Here is a 24,252-nt window from a genome sequence, read left to right on the forward strand (position 1 = left end):
GCAGCCTCGACCTTGTACTCAGCCGTGTACGACCGGCGCTTGCGAGGAGGCATGAGGACATCCTTTCAGCAGGACGACTGATCCTGCTAACTCGGTGTCCACTACCCGGGGTGAACCTCAGGTGCCGGGCGTGGCGACTTGCTGAGCGCTGGGTGGTGGCGCGCGGTCGGGTGCTGCTCGGCTTTTTCCTGCGCAAGGTTGTGCCGTTGCGTCACGTGGTGCGCGGTGTGGTGTGGTGCGCCGGGGGTGGCGAATCGCTGCGTGCTGTGCGGTGATTGGGTGCTGTTCGCGGTGTGGTGAGCGATGTTGCGTCGTGGCGGTGCGCGGTTCGTGTGGTGCCGGGCGAGTCGCTTTGCGGTGGCGGGTGGTCGGGTGCGGCTCGGCTGTTCCCGGGTGCGGCGGGCGGTGCTGCGTTGCGTGGTGCGCGGCGTGGTGTGGTGCCGGGTTGGTGCGCGGGCGTGGCGAGTCGCTGCGTGCTGGGCGGTGGTCGGGTGCTGTTCGCGGTGTGATGGGCGGTGCTGCGTCGTGCGGTGCGTGGGTTCGTGTGGTGCCGGGCGAGTCGCTGTGCGTTGGCGGGTGTTCAGGTGCGGCTCGGCTTTCCCGGTTCGGCAAGTGGTCCTGCGTCGTGCGGTGCGCGGTTTGCTGGGGCCCTCGGGCGATGCTGCATGAGCCGAGCTGCCGTGCGCGGCTCGCTGTGCGACGGCAGTCAGCTGCTCTGCTGTTCCGCGCGCGGAATGTCGTCCTGCGTCGCGTGACGCGGGTCGATGTGGTGCTGGGTCGGTGCCGGGCGAAGCGAATCAGCGAATGTTCCGGTCCCGCTCCACGATCCGGTGCGTGGCAACCACTCTCGCCCGTCGTCGGCCGGATGCGCGGCTCAACGCGGCGATCCCTAGCAGCCGAGGCGAGTCGCCCAGTGTTCACCGCAGCGTCGTTGAAGGGGGTGGCTTCGAGGGCTAGCGTCGGCGCGACTTCATTGCTGCGGAGGTAAGCCATGTCCACTGGGGAACTCAACCGGCGCAACCTGTTCCGGGCCGGAGGCGTCGTCGCGGCGGGGGCGGCGATGAGCATGGTGCCGGGCGTCTCGTTCGCGGCGCCCGCGCCCGGTGCCGGGCAGCAGACGAAGACCGTCACCGGCACCTTTCGGCCGGACGTGCCCGACTGGTACTACCTCCCGGTCGACGTGCCGCGCGGCGTGAAGCAGATCGACGTCGTCTACTCCTATGACAAGCCGTCGGTGCCCGCGGGGACGCGCGGAAATGCTTGCGACATCGGGATGTTCGGGCCGGAGGGGCACGAACTGGGCACCCGCCGCGGCTTCCGCGGCTGGTCCGGCGGCTTCCGTGACCGGTTCTCGATCAGCGCTGCCGAAGCGACGCCGGGGTACCTCGCCGGGCCGATCACGCCCGGCCGCTGGCACGTGATTCTCGGTCCGTACACGGTCGCGCCGCAGGGGCTGAACTACCGCGTCGACATCACGCTGACCTTCGGTCGCGACACCGCGAAGCCGTTCCAGCCGAACCCGGCGCCGGAGACCGCGCCCGCGCGCGACCGCGGCCGGTCCTGGTATCGCGGCGACTCCCACCTGCACACGGTCCACTCCGACGGCAAGCGCACGCCCGAGCAACTGGTCGCGGACGCCCGCGCGGCCGGCCTGGACTTCATCGTGTCCACCGACCACAACACGTCCAGTTCGCAGCTGGTGTGGGGCAACTACGCCACCGACGACCTGCTGATCCTGAACGGCGAGGAGGTCACCACGCGGTCCGGGCACTGGCCCGCGATCGGCGTCCCGGCCGGCACGTGGATCGACTGGCGCTACCGCGCTTCCGACCCGCGCGACTTCCGCCGGTTCACCGACCAGGTCCACCGGGCGGGCGGCCTGGTCACCGCCGCGCACCCGTTCGCGAACTGTTTCGGCTGCACCTACGAATTCGCGTACGAGATCGCCGACCTCGTCGAGGTCTGGAACGGCCCGTGGACCGCGGACGACGAAGCGAGCGTCACGCACTGGGACGGTCTCCTGCGCGGCGGCCGGTGGATCCCGGCGATCGGCGATTCCGACGCGCACAACCCGGACCAGACCGTCGCGCTCCCGCACACGGTCGTCCAGGCGGACCGGCTGGGCCGGGCCGAACTGCTCGCCGGGCTCAAGGCAGGGCGTTCGTGGCTCGCCGAGTCGAAGGACGTGCAGCTCGACTTCTCCGTGTCCGGAGCGGGCCGCAGCGCAGGTATCGGCGGACGGCTCGTCGCGGGCATCGGCACGCCGATCGAGGTGCGCGCGGTCGTTCGGGGAGTTCCCGGCACGACCGTGACGTTCCTCGACCAGCTCGGCCCGGAGCACAGCGAGACCGTCCCGGAATCCGGCACCGCGACCGTCACGTGGACGACGTACCCGCGCTACAGCCGCTGGGTCCGCGTCGAGGTGCGGCGTTCGTCGGGCAGTCCGAAGACGACCACGCCGAACGCCATGGTCGCCATGTCGAACCCGATCTTCCTGGGCGCCGCCGACGCCGGCTGACCCGACCCGAGCGTCCCGCGACCCGGACGCCCGGGCAGACTGTGCACTTAAAGTGGGCAGTGGGGAAGGGCGGGCACGGGTGCGCGGGTGTGGCGTGCGAGCGGCGATCTTGGCGGTCGTCGTGGCGCTCGCGGCGGTGGTCGTCGTGGTGGTCATGTTCTCGAGCAGTGACGAGGTGAAGACCCCTGGCTGCACGGTCGCGTTGCCGAAGGGGCCGAACGACGCTTCCGCGCCGCAGTACACGCTGCAACCGGAACCCATGAACAACGCCGCGATCATTGCCGCCGTCGGGATCAAGCAGGGGCTGCCCTCGCACGCGGTGACGGTCGCCCTCGCGACTGCCCTGCAAGAGTCGAAGCTCCGCAACCTGAGCGGCGGCGACCGGGATTCGATCGGCCTGTTCCAGCAGCGCCCGAGCCAAGGCTGGGGCACGCCCGACCAGCTCCAGGACCCGGTCTACTCGGCGACGGAGTTCTACAAGAAACTCGCGAAACTCGACAACTGGCAGACGATTCCGATCACCGAAGCGGCACAGGCGGTGCAGCGCTCCGGCGCTCCCGACGCGTACGCCCAGTGGGAAGACGAGGCCACCGCGCTGACCGGAGCGCTGACCGGCCAGTACCCCGCGGCGCTGACCTGCCGGAACCTCACGCTGAACCCGCCGGCGAACCTGGTGACCGTCGCGAACGCCGAACTCGGCACGGCGCGCTTGAGCGGCGCGCACCCGTCCGCGGAGGGCTGGCGGATCGCGAGCTGGCTCGTGGCCCGCGCGGCGAAGCTGGGCGTGGACCGGGTGAGCTTCGCCGGTCAGACGTGGACCGCGGAGGCCGGGGCGTGGGCTCCGGACGAGAAGGCGGGGCAGAATCTCTCGCTGCATCAGGCTCCGGCCGCGCCGCCCAGCTCAAGCTGATCGGGTGCGCTGACGGGCAAATTCGACGTGACCGTGGCGAGTTTGTCGCCGGGTCGTTCGGCTTCGAGCCTCAGCCGTCCGCAGTCGCGAGGACTCTGCGCCTCAGATCGAAAGCGGACAGCACGTGGACGCCTTCGTCGTGGAGGGAGCGCAGGGCTGGATCGTCGCCAGGGTCGAGCGCCGCAGCCGCTTCCCACATCGCGCGTTCCGCGGCCCGCCACTGCGGACGATCCCGGACCACAACGTTCGCGAAGCCCGCGCCGACGAGTCCGGCTTCGGTGTCGACTGCCCGGATTCGTGCCGAGACGCGCTCGTCCGCGCGGTCGACAGCCTCCCAGGTCGTCAGAGCGACGCGTCCGCCCGGACGGAGCACCCGGCGTATCTCTTCAAACGTCTCGGCGGTCGCCCGGAACTGGATCGCGTCGACGCACACGACCGCGTCGACCGACTCCGCTGGCAAGGCCGTGTCGGCAAGATCGCCCACCTGGAACTCCGCGTCCACGGAATCGAACTGCCGAGCTAACGTCCGAGCCTGCTCGATCGCCGCCCGCGAGAAGTCGACACCGATCAACCGCGCCCCAGTCCGGGATGCGATTTCGAGGCCGTATCCGCCGCGCCCGCACGCCAGGTCCAGCAGCCGGTCGCCGGGCGCGAGCCGCAGCGCCTCGACGACTTCCGCGATGCCGTCCCAGGAAAGCAGACTGCTCGACAACAGCCGCGGCGGCAGGCCCAGATGCCGCTGGGGGATCTCGTCGCGGGCAGGGCTGTCCAGCATGTTCGAGTACCACTCGTCGAAGTCCTCCGCCGACGGTCCCGATCCGGAACTCACCGCAGTCCTCCTGAGCCTGTTTTCCGTCGCTGTCCGGGTCAGCTGATCGCTGAGCGGTAGAGCTGGGCGATGTCGTCGTCGAAGTAGGCGCTGTAGGAGACGTCCGGGGTGGCGCCGCCGGTCTGGTAGCCGCCGATGGCACCGATGACGGTACCGGTTCCGGTGTTCGGGTCCTGGTTGATGACCCAGGGGCCGCCGCTGGTGCCGTCGGGGAAGCCAGGGCAGGCGACGCGTTGCTGGTAGGTGTCGGACTGGGTGGTGGTGCCCGTGCAGACGACCGGTTGTTCGGTGCCGTCCGGGTAGCCGGTGAGGGTGATCGTGTGCGAGAAGCCTTGGTTCGTGCCGAGCTGGTTGGCCCCGGTGAGGCTTTCGAGGCTCGCGGAACCGGGCTGGGCGACCTTGAGGAACGCGAAGTCGAGGTCCTGGTCGGACGAGGACTTCCACCCGTCGGCGACGACCGCGGCGGTGACCTGCCAGGTGCCGTACGGGGCGATGCCGTCGTGGTAGCCGGGTTTGAAGGTGATGCCGGAGACGTCGCCGCCGATGCAGTGCGCGGCGGTGAGGAGCAAGTCGCCGGTGGGGCTGTGCACCACGCTGGCCGAGCAGAAATGGTTGCCGCCGGCGAACAACGCGCCGACTGCCGGGCTGGCCGTCGCGGTGTTGCTGCGGGAAGTATTCGCCCCCGTGCTCGGAGAATCGGCGGATGCGGGGGCGCTGCTGGACGAGGTGTTCGCCCCGGTGCCGGGGGCATCGGCGGCCGCCGGGGTGTTGCTGGTGGAGGTGCTCGTCCCCGTACCGCGGGAATCACCACCGGTCGTGACGGCCGGGGTGCCCGTGCCGCTCGGCTGGGCGGCCGGACCGGTGACGTCAGCGGTGTAGACGACGGCGTTGGCGCCGCCGGTCGCGACGATCGCGGCCGCCGCGCAGACGATCAGCGCTGTGCGGGAAACGTTGACTCTCACGCTTCAAGATGACCATGCCGACGCTCGCCGGGCATCCTGTGCGGCCGGATGCACAGCAACCTCACAGCGCTCGCACATCCGCTCACAGCAGGGGGATTTCAGGGCGGGGAGGCCGGGATTTTCCACCCTCGCGGGGGTGGTTCGCGGGTGGTTGGCGGGCGCTGGGAGGTGCCTTCTCGACACCCGCATCGGTGTCGGGTGCGGCATGAACGGCCAGCTTGGTGGGCTGGCGGGTCATGTGGTCAGCGCCGTGGGATGTGGCCTGGTTGAGGTGGGGGGTTGCCCGGGTTCGTTGGGGTGAGCGGCGAGTCTGGTGGGCTGGCAGGCCGAGCGGGCAGCGCCGTGGGATGTGGCCTGGCTGTGGTTGGGGATGCCCGGGTTCGTGAGGTGACCGGCCAGTCTGGTGGGCTGGCAGGCCGAGCGGGCAGCGCCGCGGGTTGCGGCCTGGCTGTGGTTGGGGACGCCCGGGTTCGCGGTGTGACCGGCCAGCCTGGGGGACTGGCCGGTCACCTGCTGGGCAGGCAGCCCTCGGGACGGCCGCATGGTCGAGCCCGTGAGGGTCTCCGGTCACCCACTCGATTTGCGTCGAGCCGGCGGCTGTTGCCGGTCCGGGCGTTGGCCACCGGCCGGACCGGCAACAGCGTGCCCACGACTCCGATCTGACGAAGTCGGGCGCCTACCTAGGCGACACCGCCTCCGGACCGAAGCGGGTTACTCGGGTGCCGCGGATCGGCATGGTCACTCACCCGCCGGCGGGGTGTGGGTCACCAGCAGGGTGACGCCTGCTTCTCCGTCGCAGTCGACCATGACCGGGCCTACTCCGTTGCCGATCTTCGTCGTGAGTTTGGCTGTTGCCTTGAAGGCGTCCGGGTTCGCGTCGACGATCTTGAGGTCCTTGAGGATCTGGTGGCCTGGGTAGCCGCCGATCACCTTCTTCAGGCCTTTTCCTCCGCCGCAGTTGCCGGTGATCGTGACGTCTCCGCCGGGGGCGGCGGGGTTCGGGTCGACCTTCACAGTTGCCCGGGCGCCCTCGGGCGGCTGTTCAGCGGCGGGCGGCTGGGCGACAGCGGCAGGCGCGGCAGCAGCGACAGGCGCGGCTGGATGATCGCTGGTGGCGGCCGCCGCGACGCCGATCGTGCCGCCTGCGATGACGGCCGCGGCCAGTGCCGTGCCTGCGACAAGGCGGCCGTGGCGCAGGATCGAAGACTTCGCTGACATTCGGGTTCCCTCCCTCGGTGTGTCCATTGAGGACACTGCGGTTCACCCCGGGCTATGGGGTTCGTCCGGGTAGTCGCCGCGACCCCCTCCGCAGGTTCTCTCCGGCGCGAAAAGTGACGGGGGTCACATCGACGGGGAAAGGCTACGATAGCGGGAAATCCAACGCTGGCGGGGAGTTTTCGTGACAGTGGCCGGAGAAGCGCGCGAACGGCTGAGTCCGCGGGTCGCCAAGCAGGTGCGCGACCTGATCCTGACCGGCGCGGTCCGCGGCGGCGAGCGGCTGCGCACCGAGCACCTCGCGGAGCGGCTCGGCGTCAGCGCGACCCCGGTGCGCGAGGCGTTGATGGCGCTCGCGGGCGAGGGCATGGTGGATTTCCGTCCAGGGCGTGGATTCCGGGTGATTCCGGTGACGCGCCGGGACGTCGTCGACGTGTACGCGATGCAGGCCTACGTCTCCGGCGAGCTCGCCGCGCGGGCGGCGGAAGCGTTCGATCCGGCGGGGCTGGCGCGGCTGGACGACCTCCAGCGCGAGATCGAGAAAACCGTGCGCGAAGGCGACCTCGACGCGACCGAGCGGGCCGATTTCGCGTTGCACCGCATGGTGAATCACGCGGCTGCCGCGCCGAAGTTCACATGGATGCTGTCGTTGACCCTCCGGTACGTGCCGTTCTCCGCGTACGCGGACATTCCCGGCTGGCCGCTGCTGGCGCGCGACGACCACGATCGGGTGCTCGCCGCGTTGAACGAGCGCAAGCCGGAAGCGGCGCGGGAAGCGATGGCGGCGCACATCCGCGAGGCGGGGGACCTGCTGGTCGACTTCCTCGCGGCGCAGGGCGTGCTCGCGGCGCACTAGACAGCCGGAGCGTTTTCTATAGAATCCGGCCCGAGGGACAGAACCCAGGGCGAAGGAGACTCGGTGGCTGAGCGCGACGTGCTGTACATCGGCGGCGAATGGGTCCGTGCGGAAAGCGGAACCTCGATCCCGGTGGAAAACCCGGCCACCGAGCAGGTCCAGGCGCACATTCCGGAGGGCACGGCCGGGGACGTCGACCGGGCGGTCCGGGCGGCGCGGGAGGCGTTCGCGGCGTGGGCGGCCACCAGCCGGGCCGAGCGCCGCGAACTGCTGCGGAGGCTGCACGACGGCCTTGCCAAGCGGGCGGAAGAGATCGGCGAGACGATCGCGAAGGACGTGGGCACGCCGTTGCGGATCGCGACCCGGATCCAGGCCGCGCTGCCGCAGACCGACGTGCAGGCCTACGTCGATCTGCTCGGCCAGGACGAGCCGGAGGAGAAGGTCGGCAATTCGCTGATCGTGCGCGAACCGGCGGGCGTGGTCGCGGCCGTCACGCCGTGGAACTATCCGTTGCACCAGATCACCTGCAAGATCGCGCCCGCGCTGGCGGCGGGGTGCACGGTCGTGGTGAAGCCGAGCGAGGTCGCGCCGTTGAGCGCCTACCAGCTGTTCGACGCGATCCACGAGGCCGGTTTCCCGCCCGGCGTGGTCAATCTGGTCACCGGCTACGGGCCGGAGGTCGGCGAGGCGCTGGCGACGCATCCGGAGGTCGACGTCGTGTCGTTCACCGGTTCGGTGCGTGCGGGCACCCGGGTCGCGGAGCTGGCGGCGCGCACGGTCAAGCGCGTGACGCTGGAGCTGGGCGGCAAGTCCGCCAACGTGATCCTCGACGACGCGGACCTGGCGACGGCGGTGAAGGTCGGCGTCTCCAACGCGTTCCTCAACGGCGGCCAGACCTGCACGGCGTGGACGCGCATGCTCGTCCCGCGCGAGAAGCACGACGAAGCGGCGGCGCTCGCGAAGACGTTCGCCGAAGGGTTCACGACCGGCGATCCGCTGGACCCCAAGACAAAGCTCGGCCCGCTGGTGAGCGCGGCGCAGCGCGACCGCGTGCGCGGTTACATCGAAAAAGGCATCGCCGAGGGCGCGACTCTGGTGACGGGCGGCATCGAAGCTCCTGCGGACACAGGCTACTTCGTCGCACCGACAGTTTTCGCGGGCGTCGACCCGGATTCCACGATCGCGCAGGAAGAGATCTTCGGCCCGGTGCTGTCGATCATCCCGTTCGACGACGAGGAAGACGCGCTGCGGATCGCGAACAACTCCCGCTACGGCCTGCACGGCGCGGTGTGGTCGGCCGACCAGGACCGGGCGCTCGCCTTCGCGCGCAAGGTCCGGACCGGGCAGATCGACGTGAACGGCGGGGCCTTCAACCCGCTCGCCCCGTTCGGCGGCTACAAGCAGTCCGGACTCGGCCGGGAAATGGGCCGCGCCGCGCTCGACGAGTTCACCGAACTCAAGTCCATCCAGCTCTAGTCCCGGCTTTCAAGGAGAAGACATCGTGGTCAAAGCCGTGGTCGTGCGCGAGCAGGGCGGGCGTCCGGAAGTCTGCGACATCGTGCTGCCGCCGGTCGGTCCGGGAGACGTGCGGGTGCGGGTCGCGGCCGCCGGCGTGTGCCATTCCGATCTGTCCATGGTGGACGGAACGCTGCGTCCGCAGTACCCGTTCGTGCCGGGACACGAGGCGTCCGGCGTCGTGGCGGAGGTCGGCAGCGACGTCACGCACGTGCGGCCGGGGGACCGGGTGGTGCTCAACTGGGCCGCCGCGTGCCGGGAATGCTGGTTCTGCCAGGCCGGGGAGCCCTGGTTGTGTTCCGCGATCGAGGGTGTCACCACATTGCCGCGTGGGGAGCTGGACGGCCAGCCGCTCAACGTCTTGCTCGGCGTCGGCGGGTTCGCGGAGGAAACCGTGCTGCCGGGGCACTCCGTCGTGCCGCTGCCGGACGGCGTGCCGCTCGACCTGGCCGCGCTGATGGGCTGCGCAGTGCTCACCGGGGTCGGCGCGGTGCGCAACACCGCGAAGGTCCGAAAAGGACAGAGCGTGCTCGTGCTCGGGCTCGGCGGGATCGGGCTGTGCGTGGTGCTCGGGGCGAAACTCGCGGGTGCCGGGCAGATCATCGCGGCCGATCTGTCGCCGGAGAAGGAAGCGCTCGCCCGCGCGGCCGGTGCGACGGATTTCCTGGTGAGCGACGACAAACTCGCCAAACAGGTGCGCGGGCTGACCGAGGGGCGCGGTGCGGACTACGCCTTCGAATGCGTCGGCGCGGCGGCCACGATCCGCGCCGCGTGGAGTTCGGTGCGCCGCGGCGGGCACTGCACGGTGGTCGGGGTCGGGCGGAAAGACCAGCAGGTCGTGCTGAACCCGCTGGAGATCTTCCACTTCGCCCGCACGCTCACCAGCACCGTCTACGGCGCTTCCGACCCGGATCGCGACATCCCGGTGCTCGCCGACGAGGTCCGCTCCGGTGCGCTGGACCTGGAAACCCTGGTGACGCACCGGATTTCGCTCGACGAGGTCGGCGACGCGTTCGACCGGATGCGGCGCGGGGAGGGCGCCCGGTCGCTGATCCGGATCGGGGACTGAGCCGTCAGCGAGGCGAGCCGGGCGAGACGATGTCCCAGGTGCCGAACAAGGTCAGCCCGGCGGACGCGGCGAGGGCGATCGACGCGTGGTTGTCGAGCTGACACCGGTACTGCGGCTCGTGCTCTCGCCCGAGCGCGTGCCGCGAGATCGCCCGTACGAGGCGTCGGGCGTGCCCCTTGCCCCGATGCGCCGGCAGCGTCACCACGCCTAAGTCGGCCAGCGGTGCGTCAAGCCACGGATACATGCTCGCGACCGCCGCGAGCTGTCCGTCGGCGAACGCGCCGTACACCGCCCAGTGGTCCAGTTCGACCGACGCGTCGTCCAGATCCTGTTCGGACGCTGCGGCCTCGAACGCAGCGAACGCTTCGGCGTCCGAACCGGTGAGCGGCCGGACCGACGCGTCGTCCGGTTCGGCGAGCAGCTTTTCCCTTGCCTCGTCGGTGAAATAGAACAGGTTGTCGGCCCCGTGCAGAACGATCCCCGCCGAGGCCAGCCGCTGCCGGAACTCCGGTTCGTCGCGCGGGCGCCCGAGGGTTTCGGTCATCGCCGGGGTGAGCCGGATCCGGGTCCGCCCGTCCGCGGTGACGAGGACGGTGAGCCGCTCGTCCTCGTCCAGCGCGGCGTCGACGGTCAGGCTGAATCCGCCGCCGTCCGGGACCGGAGGCAGCCAATGGCGGGTGACGGCGGCGGCGAACAAGAAATGCTCCTAGCTCAGTCCGCGACGTCCAGCGCGGCCTGGATGATGCTGTCGGTGTCGATGCCGTGGTGCCGGTACACGCTCTCCAGGTCGCCGGACTGCCCGAACCGCGTCACGCCCAGATGCGCCGCCCGCACGCGGTGGACGTTCGCCAGGAACGCCAGCGTGTGCGGGTGCCCGTCCAGCACCGTCACCATCGGCGCGGACCGTTCGGACGGCAGCGCCGACTCCAGGATCCACGTGTCGGCGGTGTCCTGGCCTGCCCGCGCTTGCACGGCGCGGAACAGCAGGCCGGGGCTCGTCACGCACACGACGTCGGCGTGCTTGCCCAGCGCGTCCAGCCGGTCGGCGGCTTCCAGTGCCTCGGTGACCATCGCGCCCATCGTCACCAGCGTGACGTCCGGGCGCGCCACCGCGGCGGTGCGGATCGGGTACGCACCCGCGACGACCTGGCGGCGGCGACGCTCCCGCGCGGCCGGATCGGCCGGCACCGCGGCCAGGCTCTGGTCCACGGGGCGGGTCGACAGGCGCAGGTAAGCGGAAGTTCCGTCGGGACGGCCGAGCCGCGAAAGCGAAGCCAGCAGGGTCCACTCGACGTCCAGCGCGAACGCGGGCTCGTACGTCACGCAACCCGGCTGCTCCAGCCCGACCGACGGCGTGGTCACCGACTGGTGCGCACCGCCTTCGGGTGCGAGCGTGACGCCGGACGGGGTACCGACCAAAATGGACTGTCCGCCGCCGTAGATGCCGAACGACCACGGTTCCAGCGCGCGCTCCACGAAGGGGTCGTAAAGCACCCCGATCGGCAGCAGCGGACGGCCCCAGCGCGACCACGTCGTGCCCAGTTCGCCGAGCGCGCTCACCAGGTTCACCTCGGCGATGCCCAGTTCCAGGTGCTGTCCGCTGGGCCGCTCGCGCCAGTGCAGGATCGTTTCCGGGTCGTCGGCGAACCAGTCGACGCGCTCCTGCGGCGACCACACGCCGACCTTGTTGACCCAGCCGCCGAGGTTGGTGCTGGACGAGACGTCCGGGCACAGCGTCACCACGAGTTCCGCGGCCTCGGGCGCTTCGCGGGTCAGGTCGAGCAGCGCGCGGCCGAGCGCGGCCTGCGTGGTGGTGCGGCCGGACGGCGTGCGGCCGATGTCGGACGGCAGGGCCGGAACCGGTTGCAGCTCAACGGGTTCCCGTTCCAGCCGGGCCGCGGTCGAAGCGCACAGCTGCGCGGCCGCGGAGCCCTCGGCGAACTTCTGCCACGGGTTGTCCGGCGAGATTCCGACGCGCTCGGCCAGCGAGCCCAGCTGCTCGGCGGTCAGCAGCGACGAGTGGTTCTGCGGGTGTCCTTCGCTGGCGAGGCCGAATCCCTTGACCGTATAAGCGAAAACGACGGTCGGCCGGTGGTCGTCGATGGCGTCGAACGTGTCCAGCAGCGCGGACAGGTCGTGGCCGCCGAGGTTCCGGATGGCGGCGTGCAGCGTGTCGTCGTCGAGGGTGTCCAGCAGCGGGGCCAGTTCCGGCGTCGTCAGGCGTTCGCGCAGCTGCGCCGGGGTGCAGCGGAGCAGGCGCTGGTACTCCGGGTTCGACATCTCGTCGATGCGCCGGCGCAGCGCCGAACCGCCCGGCCGCTCGAACAGGTCCTGCAGCAGCCGCCCGTACTTGACGGTCAGCACCTGCCAGCCGGCCGCCTCGAACATGCCCTGCAGCCGGGTCGCGCCGATGTTCGGGACCACGCGGTCGAGCGACTGCCGGTTCAGGTCGACGATCCACACGACCTCGCCCAGTTCGGCCACGTTCGGGTCGAGGACGGCTTCCCAGCACGCGCCCTCGTCCAGTTCCGCGTCGCCGACCAGCGAGTACTGCCGTCCGGCGCCCGCGCCGCCGCCGTGCGATTCGACGTAGCGCCGTGCCAGCGCGCCCCAGATCGGGGCGGTCGCGCCGATGCCGACCGAACCGGTGGAGTAGTCGACCTGGTCCGGGTCCTTCGAGCGCGACGGGTAGCTCTGCAGGCCGCCGAACTCGCGCAGCGTCGTCAGGTACTTCTCGTCGAGGTCGCCGAGGAGGTAGTTGATCGCGTGCAGCACGGGGGAGGCGTGCGGCTTGACCGAGACCCGGTCCTGCGCGCGCAGCCGGGCGAACCACAGCGCGGTCATGATCGACACCATCGAGGCGCTGGACGCCTGGTGCCCGCCGACCTTGAGCCCGGTCGGATTGGGCCGCACCCGGTTCGCGTGGTCGATGATCGCGGTCGACAGCCACAGCACCCGGTCCTGCACCTCGCGCAGGACGGTCACCGTGTCGTTGTCCGGAAGGCGTTCGGGGGCGGCGCTGCTCACGAAGGATCGGACCTTTCTTGGGCGGAAAGTTCAGGCCAGTCCAGCAGAGCTGGGTAGGGTGCACAACAAGCGCGTTCAACATTGCGCAGAACGCCCAAGTCAGCACCGCACGGTGCGGAGAGGATTGCGCAGCATGCCCAGCACTCAGCGGCTCGACGCCACCGACGCCCGGATCCTGCTCGCGCTCGGCCGCACCCCGCGCGCCACCGCGGTCGCGCTCGCCGACGAACTGGGCCTGTCCCGCAACACCGTGCAGAGCAGGCTCGCCCGGCTCGAGCAGGGCGACGCGCTGCGCTCGGCCGAACACCGGATCGATCCGGCCGCGCTCGGCTACCCGCTCACCGCGTTCGTGACCGTGCAGGCGCGGCAGCGGCTGCTGGACGAGGTCGGCCGCGCGCTCGCCGCGGTGCCCGAGGTGCTGCAGGTGCGCGGATTGACCGGCGCGCAGGACCTGCTGGTGCACGTGGTCGCGACCGACGCGGACGACCTGTACCGGATCGCCGGGGAAATCCTGGAGATCCCCGGCGTCGAGCGCACCAACAACGCGCTCGTCATGCGCGAGATGGTGCCTTACCGGCTCACTCCGCTGCTCGAGCGCGCTGCCCAGCGCTGAGGGTCACGTCTGGTCGTCGGCCGCGCGCTCACGGCGGTGCTGCAGCATGGTCCGGTGCGCCCAGACCAGCAGCGGCGCGGCGAGCAGTCCCCACAGGAACCAGCCGGTCTCCCCGCCCATCAGGCCGAAGACCAGCATCATCAGGACAGTGACCTCGGCGAGCACGAGGATCTTCTGCCATCGCCGGGTCTGCACCGGCGGCACGCCTTGGCTCAGCGTCGCGGCGAACACGGGGTCGCTCGCGGCGAGTTCCTCTTCGATCTTCCGCAGGGCGCTGCGGTCGCGATGGGGCAGCATGATCCCCTCCTCGGGCAGGACGGGCCGGTGATCGCTCAAGTACCAGTGGAGTACCCGGCCGGGGGCGCCGTCAAGCCCGGGTTTTCGCAGGAATAATCGCCCGCGCCCGGGGCCGTTGCAAACTGAAACACGTTCTAATACCGTGCCGGGGGTGAGATACGGGATCGTGCTGTTCACCAGCGACCGGGGCATCTCCCCGGCGGCGGCCGCGCAGGCCGCGGAAGAGGCCGGGTTCGCGACCTTCTACGTGCCCGAGCACACCCACATCCCGATCCGGCGGGACGCCCCGCATCCCCGGACCGGCGACTCCTCGCTGCCGGACGACCGCTATCTGCGCACGCTCGACCCGTGGGTCGCGCTCGCCAGCGCGGTGCCGGTGACCTCGACGATCCGGCTGGCGACCGCGGTCGCGCTGCCGGTGGAGAGCGACCCGATCACGCTGGCCAAGACCGTGGCGACGCTGGACCACCTGTCCGGCGGCCGGGTCACGCTCGGCGTCGGGTTCGGCTGGAACACCGACGAGCTCGCCGACCACGGCGTGCCCGGGAAGCGGCGGCGGACTGCGCTGCGCGAGTACATCGAGGCGATGCGCGCGCTGTGGACCGAGGAAGAGGCGAGCTACGCGGGCGAGTTCGTCGAGTTCGGGCCGAGCTGGGCGTGGCCGAAACCGGTGCAGCCCAAGGTGCCGGTGGTCGTCGGCGCGGGCGGCACCGAGCGCACGTTCCGGTGGATCGCGCGCCACAGCGACGGCTGGCTGACCACGCCGGGCGAGGGCGACATCACTGGGAAAGTCGCGCAGTTGCGCGAAATCTGGCGCAAGGAAGGCCGCGAGGGCGAGCCGGAGGTGATCGCGCTCGGTCCGCGCCCGGATCCGGAGGGGCTCGCCAAGCTCGAGGAGGCGGGCGTGACCGAGGTCGTGTTCGGGCTGCCGGACCGCTCGCCGGGCGAGGTCGAAGCGTGGCTGGACCGGCTCGCCGGGAAGCTCGGGCAGCTGGCCGGAGCCTGACCGCGTCCATTTCGCACGGCGCTACCTCGTTAAGAAGAAAACCGCGCGCTGAAATCGCGAATAGCGCCTGAACGGGTGAACTGGGCGTTCGCGCGTCATTCCGGGGAACGCCTTCCCTCTTGTTTCGTGTGGCGGTGACCGGCCGGCACGCCCCCCGACCGGCCGGTCACCGCTTCGCCCGTCCGCGGCGGCGAGGCGAATGGCGCCGCGGGGCGCCGCCCGGGACACTGGTCCGGTGCGCATTCCCGTTCCCCGGACCGAAACGTGACCCCCGAACTGGCCGAACTGGCCGCCGCCCATGGAGTCGCCACCCACTACGAAAACTCCGACCAAGTCGAAGTACAGGTAGATCCCGACGTCGTGATCGCGGTATTGGCGCAGCTGGACGTCGATGCCCGTACTCCACAGGCAATTCAGCGAGAATTGGCCGCGGTGCAAGAAGCGAGCGCGGCGCGCGTGCTGCCGCCGACGGTGGTGGTGCGCGCCGGGCAAGAACGCGAACTCGGCCAAGCCGCGAGGATCGAGCTCGAAGACGGCACGACGCGTGACGTCGGCGCCACTCTTCCGGCTGACCTTCCGCTCGGCTGGCACCGGATCAAGACCGCGGAGCAACGGGTTTCGCTGGCCGTCGTCCCGGACCGGCTGCCCGCGGTGCCGCCCGCGTGGGGCTGGATGCTCCAGCTTTACGCGCTGCATTCCGAACGGTCGTGGGGGATGGGCGATTTCGGCGATCTCGCCGAGATGGCGTCCCGGTCGGCCGCCGAGCTGGGCGCGGGCGTGCTGCTCGTCAACCCGGTGCAGGCGATCAGTCCGGCGCATCCGGTCGAACGGTCGCCGTATTCGCCGTCCAGCCGCCGGTTCGCGAACCCGCTGTACCTGCGGGTGACCGACACCGAAGCGTTCGCCCGCGCCGACGAGGACACCCGGCGGCGAGTGCTGGCGCTCGCGCCCGATCCGATCGGCGAGCTGATCGACTACGACGCCGTGTGGACCGCGAAACGGGCCGCGCTGGAACTCTTGCGCCCGCACCATCCGCACTCGGTCCAGCTGGACGACGACCTTCGCGATTTCGCCGCGTTCGGCGCGCTCGCCGAGGTGCACGGCAGCGATTGGCGCGAATGGCCCGAGCCGTTGCGCGATCCCGGCAGCGCCGAGGTGGCCGCCGCGCGCGAGGAGCTGGCCGAGCGGATCGAGTTCCACGGCTGGCTTCAGCAGCTCTGTCACGAGCAGCTGGACACCGTTCGCCGCGCCGCGCGCGAGGCGGGCATGCCGGTCGGCGTCGTGCACGATCTGCCGGTCGGCGTGCATCCCGGCGGCGCGGACACCTGGGCGCTGCGGGACGTTTTCGCCGCGCAGGTGCGGGTCGGCGCGCCGCCGGACGCGTTCAACCAGCAGGGCCAGGACTGGAATCTGCCGCCATGGCGGCCGGACCGGCTCGCCGAAGCCGGGTACGCGCCGTTCCGCGACGTCGTGCGCGGCGTGTTGCAGCACGCCGACGGGATCCGGGTGGACCACGTCGCCGGCATGTGGCGGCTGTGGTGGATTCCGCCGGGCGAACCGGCTGGTCGCGGCACGTACGTGCACTACGACGCCGAAGCGATGCTCGGCGTGCTCGCGCTGGAGGCGCACCGCGCGGGCGCGGTCGTGGTGGGGGAGGACCTCGGCACCGTCGAGGACACCGTCACCGAGACCATGCACGAACGCGGCCTGCTCAGCTCCGCGGTGCTGTGGTTCCAGCGCGACTGGGACGCGCCCGGCAAGCCGTTCGTCCGCCCGGACCGCTGGGACCCGGACGCGATGGCCAGCATTTCGACGCACGACCTGCCGACCGTGTCCGGCTGGCTCGACGCCGAGCACGTCCGCGTCCGCGCCGAACTCGGCCAGCTCGACCGCCCGGCGGAGCAGGAGTACGCCGAGGCGGCGGCCGAACGCCGGGCGTTGCTCGAACTGGTTGCGCGCGAAGGAATTCCGGACGACGACTTGGTGGTCGCCCTGCACACGCTGCTCGCCTCGGCGGCGTCTCGGCTGGTGCTCACCGCGCCCGCGGACGTCGCGGGCGAACGGCGCCAGCCGAATCTGCCGGGCACCGTGGATGAGTACCCTAACTGGCGCATCCCGCTTCCCGCCACCGTGGACGGGTTCTTCGCCGATCCGCGGGTGCGGGCGGCGGTCGCTCCGCTGGCCGCGGCCCGCCCGCTGCGCTGAACCCCCGAAAAGCCTGTCCGGACAACGTAAACCGATGCCCAAGGAGAAGCCCTGTGCGGCCCTGGCCCGGAAAGCCCTACCCGCTCGGCGCGACCTACGACGGCGTGGGGACGAACTTCGCGCTGTTCTCCGAGGTCGCCGAGCACGTCGATCTCTGCCTGTTCGACGACGAGGGCAACGAAACCCGCGCGCGGCTGGAGGAGGTCGACGGGTTCGTCCACCACGGCTACCTGCTCGGCGTCGGCCCCGGGCAGCGCTACGGATTCCGGGTGCACGGGCCGTACGACCCGAGCCGCGGCCTGCGCTGCAACCCGGGCAAGCTGCTGATCGACCCGTACGCCAAGGCGCTGTCCCGCGGCGTCGACTGGTCCGAGGCGCTGTTCAGCTACCGCTTCGACGACCCGGAACAGCTCAACGAGGACGATTCGGCCGGTCACGTGCCGTACTCGCTCGTGGTGAGCCCGTTCTTCGACTGGGCCAACGACCGCGCGCCGCGGGTGCCGTACCACGAGACGGTCATTTACGAGACGCACGTGCGCGGCATGACGATGACGCACCCGTTCGTCCCCGAGCGGCTGCGCGGCACGTACGCCGGGCTGGCGCACCCGGCGGTGGTCGAGCACCTGCAGAAACTCGGCGTGACCACGGTGGAGCTGATGCCGGTGCACCAGTTCGTGACCGACCACGGCCTCGACGAGAAGGGCCTGCGCAACTACTGGGGCTACAACACGATCGGGTACTTCGCGCCGCATGACGCCTACGCCGCGATGCAGGGCCAGGGCGGGCAGGTGCAGGAGTTCAAGGGCATGGTCCGCGCCCTGCACGAGGCGGGGATCGAGGTCATCCTCGACGTGGTCTACAACCACACCGCCGAGGGCAACCACCTCGGCCCGACGCTGTCCATGCGCGGCATCGACAACGAGGCGTACTACCGCCTGGTCGAGGACGATCCGCAGTACTACATGGACTACACCGGCACCGGGAACTCGCTCAACGTGCGCAGCCCGCACACGCTGCAGCTGATCATGGATTCGCTGCGGTACTGGGTGACCGAGATGCACGTGGACGGCTTCCGGTTCGACCTCGCCTCCGCGCTGGCCCGCGAGTTCTACGACGTCGACCGGCTGTCGACGTTCTTCGACCTCGTGCAGCAGGACCCGATCGTGAGCCAGGTGAAGCTGATCGCCGAACCGTGGGACGTCGGGCCCGGCGGCTACCAGGTCGGCAACTTCCCGCCGCTGTGGACGGAATGGAACGGGCAGTACCGCGACACCGTGCGCGACTTCTGGCGCGGCGAACCGTCCACCCTGGGCGAGTTCGCTTCGCGGATCACCGGTTCTTCGGACCTGTACCAGGACGACGGCCGCCGCCCGTTCGCGTCGATCAACTTCGTCACCGCGCACGACGGGTTCACGCTCACCGATCTGGTGTCCTACAACGAAAAGCACAACGAGGCCAACGGCGAGGACAACCGCGACGGCGCGGACGACAACCGGTCGTGGAACTGCGGCGTCGAGGGCCCGACCGACGACGAAGAGGTGCTCGCGCTGCGCGCCCGGCAGCGGCGGAACCTGCTCGCCACGCTGCTGCTGTCCCAAGGCGTGCCGATGCTGCTGCACGGCGACGAACTCGGCCGGACCCAGCAGGGCAACAACAACGCCTACTGCCAGGACACCGAACTGTCCTGGATGGACTGGGAGCTCGCCACGGAGAACGCCGACCTGGTCGAGTTCACCGGCGCGCTCGCCGCGTTCCGCAAGGCGCACCCGGTGTTCCGCCGCCGCCGGTTCTTCCAGGGCAAGCCGGTGCGCAAGGGCGAGGAACTGGGCGACATCGCCTGGTTCACCCCGGCCGGCGAGGAGATGACCGAGCAGAACTGGGACGACGCGTTCGGCAAGTCCGTGGTGATCTTCCTGAACGGGGAAGGGATCCCGGACCTCGACCCGCGCGGGATGCCGGTGGAGGACGATTCGTTCCTGCTCGCGTTCAACGCGCACTGGGAGGACATCGCGATGACGCTGCCGGGCAACGGCTACGGTCGCGAATGGACAGTCGTGGTGGACACCCGGACCGGGGCGGTCGGGGACTGCGGCGTCGAACCGGTCGAAGGCGGCGGCAAGTTCACGCTCGCCGCGCGTTCGCTCGTGGTTCTCCAGCGCACGGCGAAGGAGAGCGAATGAGCACGCCGTCCTCGACGTACCGGGTGCAGCTGCGGCCGGAGTTCGGCTTCGCTGACGCCGCCGCGATCGTGGAGTACCTGCGCGAGCTGGGTGTCGGGGCGTTGTACGGCTCGCCGATGCTCGACGCGACACCCGGGTCGACGCACGGTTACGACGTCACCGATCCGACGCGCGCCCGGGGAGAACTGGGCGGCGAAGAAGCGCGAAAGGCGTTGGCAGCGCGGCTGAAAGACGCCGGGCTCGGGTTCGTCGTGGACATCGTGCCGAACCACATGTCGGTCGAGGTCGCGAAGGCGAACCAGTGGTGGTGGGACGTTCTCCGGAACGGCCGGGAATCGCCGTACGCGTCGTTCTTCGACATCGACTGGAGCCGCGGCAGGCTGCTGCTGCCGGTGCTCGGCGAGGACAGTGCGGTTGCCGAGCTGACCGTCGAGGGCAGTGCCGACAATGCCGAACTCGTTTATTACGACCATCGCTTCCCGATCGCGCCCGGAACCGGCGACGGCACGCCGGCCGAGGTGCACGCGCGCCAGCATTACGAGCTGGTCGGCTGGCGGCGCGGCAACCGCGAGCTGAACTACCGGCGGTTCTTCGACATCACGAACCTGGCCGCGGTCGCCGTGGAGCGGCCGGAGGTGTTCGCCGAAACGCACGGCGAGGTGCTGCGCTGGGTGTCCGGCGGCGACGTCACCGGCCTGCGCGTGGACCATCCGGACGGTCTCGCCGACCCCGGCGGCTACTTCCGGCGGCTCCGCGAGGGCGCGCCCGGGGCGTGGCTGGTCGCGGAGAAGATCCTGCACCCGGGCGAGGCGCTGCCGCAGAGCTGGCCGGTCGACGGGACCACCGGATACGACGCGTTGCGCGAGATCACCGGCGTGTTCGTGGACCCGGCCGCCGCGTCGGTGTTCACCCGGCTCGCCGCCGAACAGGGCGTGCGCACCGACTACCACGCGGTCGAGGAGAACGCGCGGAGGTTGGTGACCGACGGCATCCTGGTCGCCGAGGTGCACCGGATCGCGGCGCTGCTGCAAGGCGTGGACGCCGGTGCGGCCCGCGCCGCCGTCGCCGAGGTGATGATCGCGTTCCCGGTCTACCGTTCGTACCTTCCCGAGGGGTCCGGCCACTGGGCGACTGCCGTGGTGCGGGCCCGCAAGCGGCGGCCGGAACTGGCCCCGGCGCTCGACGCGCTCGACAGCCAGGTGCGCGGCGCGCCCGACGGCGAGCTGGCGACGCGGATCCAGCAGACGTCCGGCATGGTCGTCGCGAAGGGCACCGAGGACACGACCTTCTACCGCTTCACCCGGTTCGCCGCGCTGAACGAGGTCGGCGGCAACCCGGACCGGTTCGGGCTGAGCACCGGGGAATTCCACACGCTGGCCGCGGGCCGGGCGGCCGCGGCCCCGGCCACGATGACCACGCTGACCACCCACGACACGAAGCGGTCCGAAGACACCCGCGCCCGGATGGCGGCGCTCTCGGAGGTCGCGGACGAGTTCGCGGTCGCGGTCCGCCGCTGGACGGCCGCGCGCGGGATCGACGAGCCCGCGCTGAATCTCCTCGCCTGGCAGACGCTCGTCGGCGCGTGGCCGATCTCGCCGGAGCGGCTGCGCGACTACCTCGACAAGGCCGCGAAGGAAGCGAAACTCCGCACCTCCTGGACGGACCACGACGAGGACTTCGAACGCGCCGTCGCCGAGTGGCCGTCCGCGGTGCTGGACGACGCCGCTTTGGCGGCCGACGTCGAGTCTTTCGTGAAGCGGGTGCGCGGCGCGGGCTGGACGAACTCGCTGGGGCAGAAGCTCCTGCATCTGGCCGGACCCGGGGTGCCGGACGTCTACCAGGGCACCGAGCTGTGGGACTACTCGCTGGTCGACCCGGACAACCGCCGCGAGGTCGACTACGCCGCCCGCCGTTCCGTTCTCGACCGCATCCAGGGCGGCGAACAGCCGGAGGTCGACGAGACCGGCGCGGCGAAGCTGCTGGTGGTGCACCGCGCGCTGACCCTGCGCCGAGACCGGCCGGAGCTCTTCACCGGATACCGGCCGCTGCAGGCCGAAGGCGTTGCCGCGGAACACCTTCTGGCCTTCGAACGCGGTGCCGGCCTGACCGTCGCGGTCACGCGGCTGCCGCTCGGCCTGGACCGGGCGGGCGGCTGGCGCGACACCGTTCTGCCGCTGCGCGCCGGGGAATGGACCGACGTGCTGACCGGTCGCGGAGTCGGCGATGCCCCGCAGGCGTCCGCCTTGTTCGAGCAGTACCCGGTCGCGCTTCTGGTGCGGGAGGACTCCTGATGTTCCGCGTATGGGCCCCGTCGGCCGAGCGCGTCCGCGTCCGCGTGGACGGCACCGACCACGAGATGACCGCCGCCGGGAGCGGGTGGTGGCAGGCCGACGTCACCGGCACCGATTACGCCTTCCTGCTCGGCGATGACGACCGCCCGCTGCCGGACCCGCGTTCGCTGCGCCAGCCGAAGGGCGTGCACGAAGCGTCGCGGGTCTACGACCACTCGGCGTTCGAGTGGACCGACCAGTCGTGGACCGGGCGGCAGTTGCCTGGCGGCGTGGTCTACGAACTGCATGTCGGCACCTTCACCGAAGCGGGCACGTTCGATGCGGTCATCGACCGGCTCGGGCACCTGGTCGACCTCGGTGTCACGCACGTCGAGCTGCTGCCGGTGAACTCCTTCGACGGCACCGCGGGCTGGGGCTACGACGGCGTCCTGTGGGGCGCGGCGCACGAACCATACGGCGGTCCCGACGGGCTGAAACGCCTGGTCGACGCGTGTCACGCACGCGGGCTCGCGGTCCTGCTCGACGTCGTCTACAACCACCTCGGCCCGTCCGGCGCGTACCTCGACCGGTTCGGCCCGTACTTCGCCGGCCGCACCGACTGGGGCGCCGGGCTGAACCTCGACGGCCCGGGCTCCGACGAAGTCCGGCGCTACGTCATCGACAACGCGCTGGGCTGGCTGCGCGACTTCCACTTCGACGGCCTCCGCCTGGACGCCGTGCACGCGCTGGTCGACAACCGCGCCGTGCACCTGCTGGAGGAACTGTCCGCCGAGGTCGACGCGCTGTCGGCGGCCCTGAACCGCCCGCTGACGCTGATCGCCGAGTCCGACCAGAACGACCCCAAGCTCGTCACGACGCGCGACGCCGGCGGCTACGGCCTGCACGCGCAGTGGTCCGACGACCTGCACCACGCGCTGCACGTCCGGCTCACCGGCGAAACCACCGGCTACTACACCGATTTCGCCGAGCCCGGCGCGCTGGCCAAGACCCTGCGGGAGGCGTTCTTCCACGCCGGGACCTGGTCGTCGTTCCGCTCGCGCGTCCACGGCCGCCCGCTGGACCGGCGCGTCGCCCCCGGCCACCGGTTCCTGGCCTACCTGCAGGACCACGACCAGATCGGCAACCGCGCGACCGGCGACCGGCTGTCCGCGACCGTCTCGCCCGGCCTGCTCGCCTGCGGCGCGGCGGTGGTGTTCTGCTCGCCGTTCACGCCGATGCTGTTCATGGGGGAGGAATGGGCCGCGGAGACGCCGTGGCAGTTCTTCGCGTCGTTCCCGGACCCGGAACTGGCCGAGGCCGTCCGCACCGGCCGCCGCCGCGAGTTCGCCCGGCACGGCTGGGGCGAAACGGACGTTCCCGACCCGATGGACCCGGCCACCGTCGCCCGCTCGCGGCTCGACTGGACCGAACCGGGCAAACCGGGCCACCGGGAAATTCTCGGCCTGTACCGGACGCTGATCCGCCTCCGCCGCACGCATCCGGAGCTGACCGATCCGCGGCTGGACCGCGTCGTGGTGGAAACCCCGCCGGACGATGCGTGGCTGATCCTGCACCGGGGCGCGCTGCGGCTGGCGTGCAACTTCGGGGCGAAGCCGGTCGAGGTTCCGGTGGCGGGGGAGGTGCTGGCTTCGTGGGGCAACCCGGAGGTCGGCGCCGCGACGGTGCTGCCCGCGGAGTCGTTCGCGCTGGTCGCTACCCGGTGTAGCCCTGCAGCATCTTCGTGAGCGTTTCGGCCATTCGGTCGCGAAGCTCTTGCGGCGCAACCACTTCCGCCAACGGCCCGAGCCGCAACAGGTCGTGCACGGCTTGGTCGGGCTGCTCGACCAGAACGACCACCCGAGTCCACCCGTCCGCTTCGACAACGCCGCCCGCGGCCGCGCGGGCGACCGCTGGTTCGGCGAGCTGCGGCAGGAGCCGCATCCCCTCCGGCGACACCCGCAGCACCGCCTCGCCGCGGTGCCGTCGGGCGTCGAAGTCGTCGAGGTACTCCGACCAGTAGCGGCCCAGATCGAAGCCCTCGGCCCGCACGAAGGTCTCGTCCAGCATCGCCGCCTCGACGATCCGCGCCACCCGGTAAGTCCGGAACTCCCCGGAATGCCGGGCGACCAGGTACCAGTGCCCGGCCTTGAGCACCACACCGTGCGGCTCGACGGTCCGGGCGACTTCGCGGGGCGCGGCCCAGCGCTGATACCGGATCCGGACGCGCCGCTGCTGCCACGCCGCGTCCGAGACCGTCGGCAGCTGCGGCGTGGCCTCCCTGTCGTGGTACCAGGACGCCGCGTCCAGATGGAACCGCTCGCGGACCCGGTCGGCGTGGGACCGCAGTTCGGCCGGGAGCGCGGCCAGCAGTTTGCGCTCCGTGTTCGCCGCGACCGGCCCCAGCCCCAGCCCGGAAGCCGCGGCGGGCAGCCCGGTGAGGAAGAGCGCCTCGGCTTCTTGCCTGGTCAGACCGGTCAGCTGGGTGCGGTACCCGTCGACCAGCCGGTATCCGCCGTCGTGGCCGGGCTCGCCGTACACCGGGATCCCGGCGGCGCTCAACGCCTCGATGTCGCGGTAGACCGTGCGCGGCGAGACCTCCAGCCGGGCGGCCAGTTCGGCGGCGGTCCTCGGCTGGCGGGCCTGCAGCAGCAACATGAGGGAGACGAGCCGGCTCGCGCGCATGCGGCCAGCATGCCCCGGTCCACTGACAGAACCTGTCAGGGATCCCGAGGGCACGCCCGGCGCGAACCCCTACTGCCGCCGCTGTCGGCCCAGGTCAT

At 71.0% G+C, this 24,252-nt stretch carries 18 protein-coding genes; 11 read left to right on the forward strand and 7 right to left on the reverse strand.

All coding sequences use genetic code 11. The features are described from left to right. Positions 1 to 991: 991 nt before the first annotated feature. The gene (locus PUT80_RS41575; RefSeq protein ID WP_037815524.1) at positions 992 to 2,518 is read left to right on the forward strand and encodes a CehA/McbA family metallohydrolase; all 1,527 of its coding nucleotides are present in this window, start codon (positions 992 to 994) and stop codon (positions 2,516 to 2,518) included. Positions 2,519 to 2,612: 94 nt separating this feature from the next. Further along, a complete protein-coding gene (locus tag PUT80_RS41580) occupies positions 2,613 to 3,428 on the forward strand; it encodes a hypothetical protein (RefSeq protein WP_037815525.1) in 816 nt (271 codons plus the stop codon). A gap of 70 nt (positions 3,429 to 3,498) precedes the next feature. Here PUT80_RS41580 and PUT80_RS41585 read toward each other — a convergent pair whose 3' ends face one another. The 3 genes from PUT80_RS41585 to PUT80_RS41595 all read right to left on the reverse strand — a co-directional run bounded on the left by PUT80_RS41585 (position 3,499) and on the right by PUT80_RS41595 (position 6,437). Beyond that, positions 3,499 to 4,257, reverse strand: coding sequence for a class I SAM-dependent methyltransferase (locus tag PUT80_RS41585; protein WP_275295437.1), 759 nt, complete (start codon positions 4,255 to 4,257; stop codon positions 3,499 to 3,501). Between the two features lie 38 nt (positions 4,258 to 4,295). Then, positions 4,296 to 5,219, reverse strand: coding sequence for a serine protease (locus tag PUT80_RS41590; RefSeq protein WP_275295438.1), 924 nt, complete (start codon positions 5,217 to 5,219; stop codon positions 4,296 to 4,298). 738 nt (positions 5,220 to 5,957) lie between these two features. Continuing rightward, positions 5,958 to 6,437, reverse strand: coding sequence for a hypothetical protein (locus tag PUT80_RS41595; RefSeq protein ID WP_275295439.1), 480 nt, complete (start codon positions 6,435 to 6,437; stop codon positions 5,958 to 5,960). A 181-nt stretch (positions 6,438 to 6,618) separates the two neighbouring features. On the opposite strand from PUT80_RS41595, the gene PUT80_RS41600 reads away from it, so the two are divergent. The 3 genes from PUT80_RS41600 to PUT80_RS41610 all read left to right on the forward strand — a co-directional run bounded on the left by PUT80_RS41600 (position 6,619) and on the right by PUT80_RS41610 (position 9,874). After that, positions 6,619 to 7,290, forward strand: a complete 672-nt coding sequence (locus PUT80_RS41600; protein ID WP_009079497.1) for a GntR family transcriptional regulator — start codon at positions 6,619 to 6,621, stop codon at positions 7,288 to 7,290. Between the two features lie 63 nt (positions 7,291 to 7,353). Beyond that, positions 7,354 to 8,766 (forward strand): aldehyde dehydrogenase family protein, encoded by a 1,413-nt coding sequence (locus PUT80_RS41605; RefSeq protein WP_275295440.1) that lies wholly within the window; start codon positions 7,354 to 7,356, stop codon positions 8,764 to 8,766. A gap of 25 nt (positions 8,767 to 8,791) precedes the next feature. Further along, a complete protein-coding gene (locus PUT80_RS41610) occupies positions 8,792 to 9,874 on the forward strand; it encodes an alcohol dehydrogenase catalytic domain-containing protein (RefSeq protein WP_275295441.1) in 1,083 nt (360 codons plus the stop codon). A 4-nt stretch (positions 9,875 to 9,878) separates the two neighbouring features. Here the strand turns inward: PUT80_RS41610 and PUT80_RS41615 are convergent, their stop codons facing one another. Together PUT80_RS41615 and PUT80_RS41620 are read right to left on the reverse strand one after the other, a co-directional pair. After that, on the reverse strand, positions 9,879 to 10,571 hold the full coding sequence (locus PUT80_RS41615; protein WP_275295442.1) for a GNAT family N-acetyltransferase: 693 nt from the start codon (positions 10,569 to 10,571) through the stop codon (positions 9,879 to 9,881). 14 nt (positions 10,572 to 10,585) lie between these two features. Then, complete coding sequence (locus tag PUT80_RS41620; protein WP_037815538.1) at positions 10,586 to 12,901, reverse strand: pyruvate dehydrogenase; 2,316 nt, start codon at positions 12,899 to 12,901, stop codon at positions 10,586 to 10,588. A gap of 133 nt (positions 12,902 to 13,034) precedes the next feature. Between PUT80_RS41620 and PUT80_RS41625 the strand changes: the two genes are divergently transcribed. Continuing rightward, complete coding sequence (locus PUT80_RS41625; RefSeq protein WP_037815539.1) at positions 13,035 to 13,514, forward strand: Lrp/AsnC family transcriptional regulator; 480 nt, start codon at positions 13,035 to 13,037, stop codon at positions 13,512 to 13,514. A gap of 3 nt (positions 13,515 to 13,517) precedes the next feature. On the opposite strand, the gene PUT80_RS41630 is transcribed toward PUT80_RS41625, so the two are convergent. Further along, positions 13,518 to 13,811, reverse strand: a complete 294-nt coding sequence (locus PUT80_RS41630; RefSeq protein ID WP_037815541.1) for a DUF3040 domain-containing protein — start codon at positions 13,809 to 13,811, stop codon at positions 13,518 to 13,520. Positions 13,812 to 13,962: 151 nt separating this feature from the next. On the opposite strand from PUT80_RS41630, the gene PUT80_RS41635 reads away from it, so the two are divergent. From PUT80_RS41635 to treZ, 5 genes are all read left to right on the forward strand, one after another. Continuing rightward, positions 13,963 to 14,817 carry a TIGR03619 family F420-dependent LLM class oxidoreductase gene (locus PUT80_RS41635; RefSeq protein WP_275295443.1) on the forward strand — a complete coding sequence of 285 codons (855 nt, stop codon included), beginning with the start codon at positions 13,963 to 13,965 and terminating at the stop codon, positions 14,815 to 14,817. Between the two features lie 264 nt (positions 14,818 to 15,081). Then, positions 15,082 to 17,022, forward strand: a complete 1,941-nt coding sequence (gene malQ / locus PUT80_RS41640) for a 4-alpha-glucanotransferase (RefSeq protein WP_275295444.1) — start codon at positions 15,082 to 15,084, stop codon at positions 17,020 to 17,022. 53 nt (positions 17,023 to 17,075) lie between these two features. Beyond that, complete coding sequence (gene glgX / locus PUT80_RS41645) at positions 17,076 to 19,202, forward strand: glycogen debranching protein GlgX (RefSeq protein ID WP_037815545.1); 2,127 nt, start codon at positions 17,076 to 17,078, stop codon at positions 19,200 to 19,202. Continuing rightward, complete coding sequence (treY, locus tag PUT80_RS41650) at positions 19,199 to 21,493, forward strand: malto-oligosyltrehalose synthase (RefSeq protein WP_275295445.1); 2,295 nt, start codon at positions 19,199 to 19,201, stop codon at positions 21,491 to 21,493. The genes glgX and treY overlap by 4 nt, the downstream gene beginning before the upstream one ends. After that, a complete protein-coding gene (gene treZ / locus PUT80_RS41655; RefSeq protein WP_275295452.1) occupies positions 21,490 to 23,217 on the forward strand; it encodes a malto-oligosyltrehalose trehalohydrolase in 1,728 nt (575 codons plus the stop codon). The genes treY and treZ overlap by 4 nt, the downstream gene beginning before the upstream one ends. Here the strand turns inward: treZ and PUT80_RS41660 are convergent. After that, a complete protein-coding gene (locus tag PUT80_RS41660) occupies positions 23,186 to 24,154 on the reverse strand; it encodes a YafY family protein (RefSeq protein ID WP_275295446.1) in 969 nt (322 codons plus the stop codon). The genes treZ and PUT80_RS41660 overlap by 32 nt on opposite strands. Between the last annotated feature and the right edge of the window lie 98 nt (positions 24,155 to 24,252).

This window comes from Amycolatopsis sp. La24 (assembly GCF_029087445.1).
GTDB lineage: Bacteria > Actinomycetota > Actinomycetes > Mycobacteriales > Pseudonocardiaceae > Amycolatopsis > Amycolatopsis nivea.

Bases quoted from the DNA above. Each gene is read 5' to 3' on its own strand.
- PUT80_RS41575 (WP_037815524.1), top strand. From the start codon at position 992: ATGTCCACTGGGGAACTCAACCGGCGCAACCTGTTCCGGGCCGGAGGC.
- PUT80_RS41595 (WP_275295439.1), bottom strand. From the start codon at position 6,437: ATGTCAGCGAAGTCTTCGATCCTGCGCCACGGCCGCCTTGTCGCAGGC.
- PUT80_RS41625 (WP_037815539.1), top strand. From the start codon at position 13,035: ATGCCCAGCACTCAGCGGCTCGACGCCACCGACGCCCGGATCCTGCTC.
- PUT80_RS41630 (WP_037815541.1), bottom strand. From the start codon at position 13,811: ATGCTGCCCCATCGCGACCGCAGCGCCCTGCGGAAGATCGAAGAGGAA.
- treY (WP_275295445.1), top strand. From the start codon at position 19,199: ATGAGCACGCCGTCCTCGACGTACCGGGTGCAGCTGCGGCCGGAGTTC.
- PUT80_RS41660 (WP_275295446.1), bottom strand. From the start codon at position 24,154: ATGCGCGCGAGCCGGCTCGTCTCCCTCATGTTGCTGCTGCAGGCCCGC.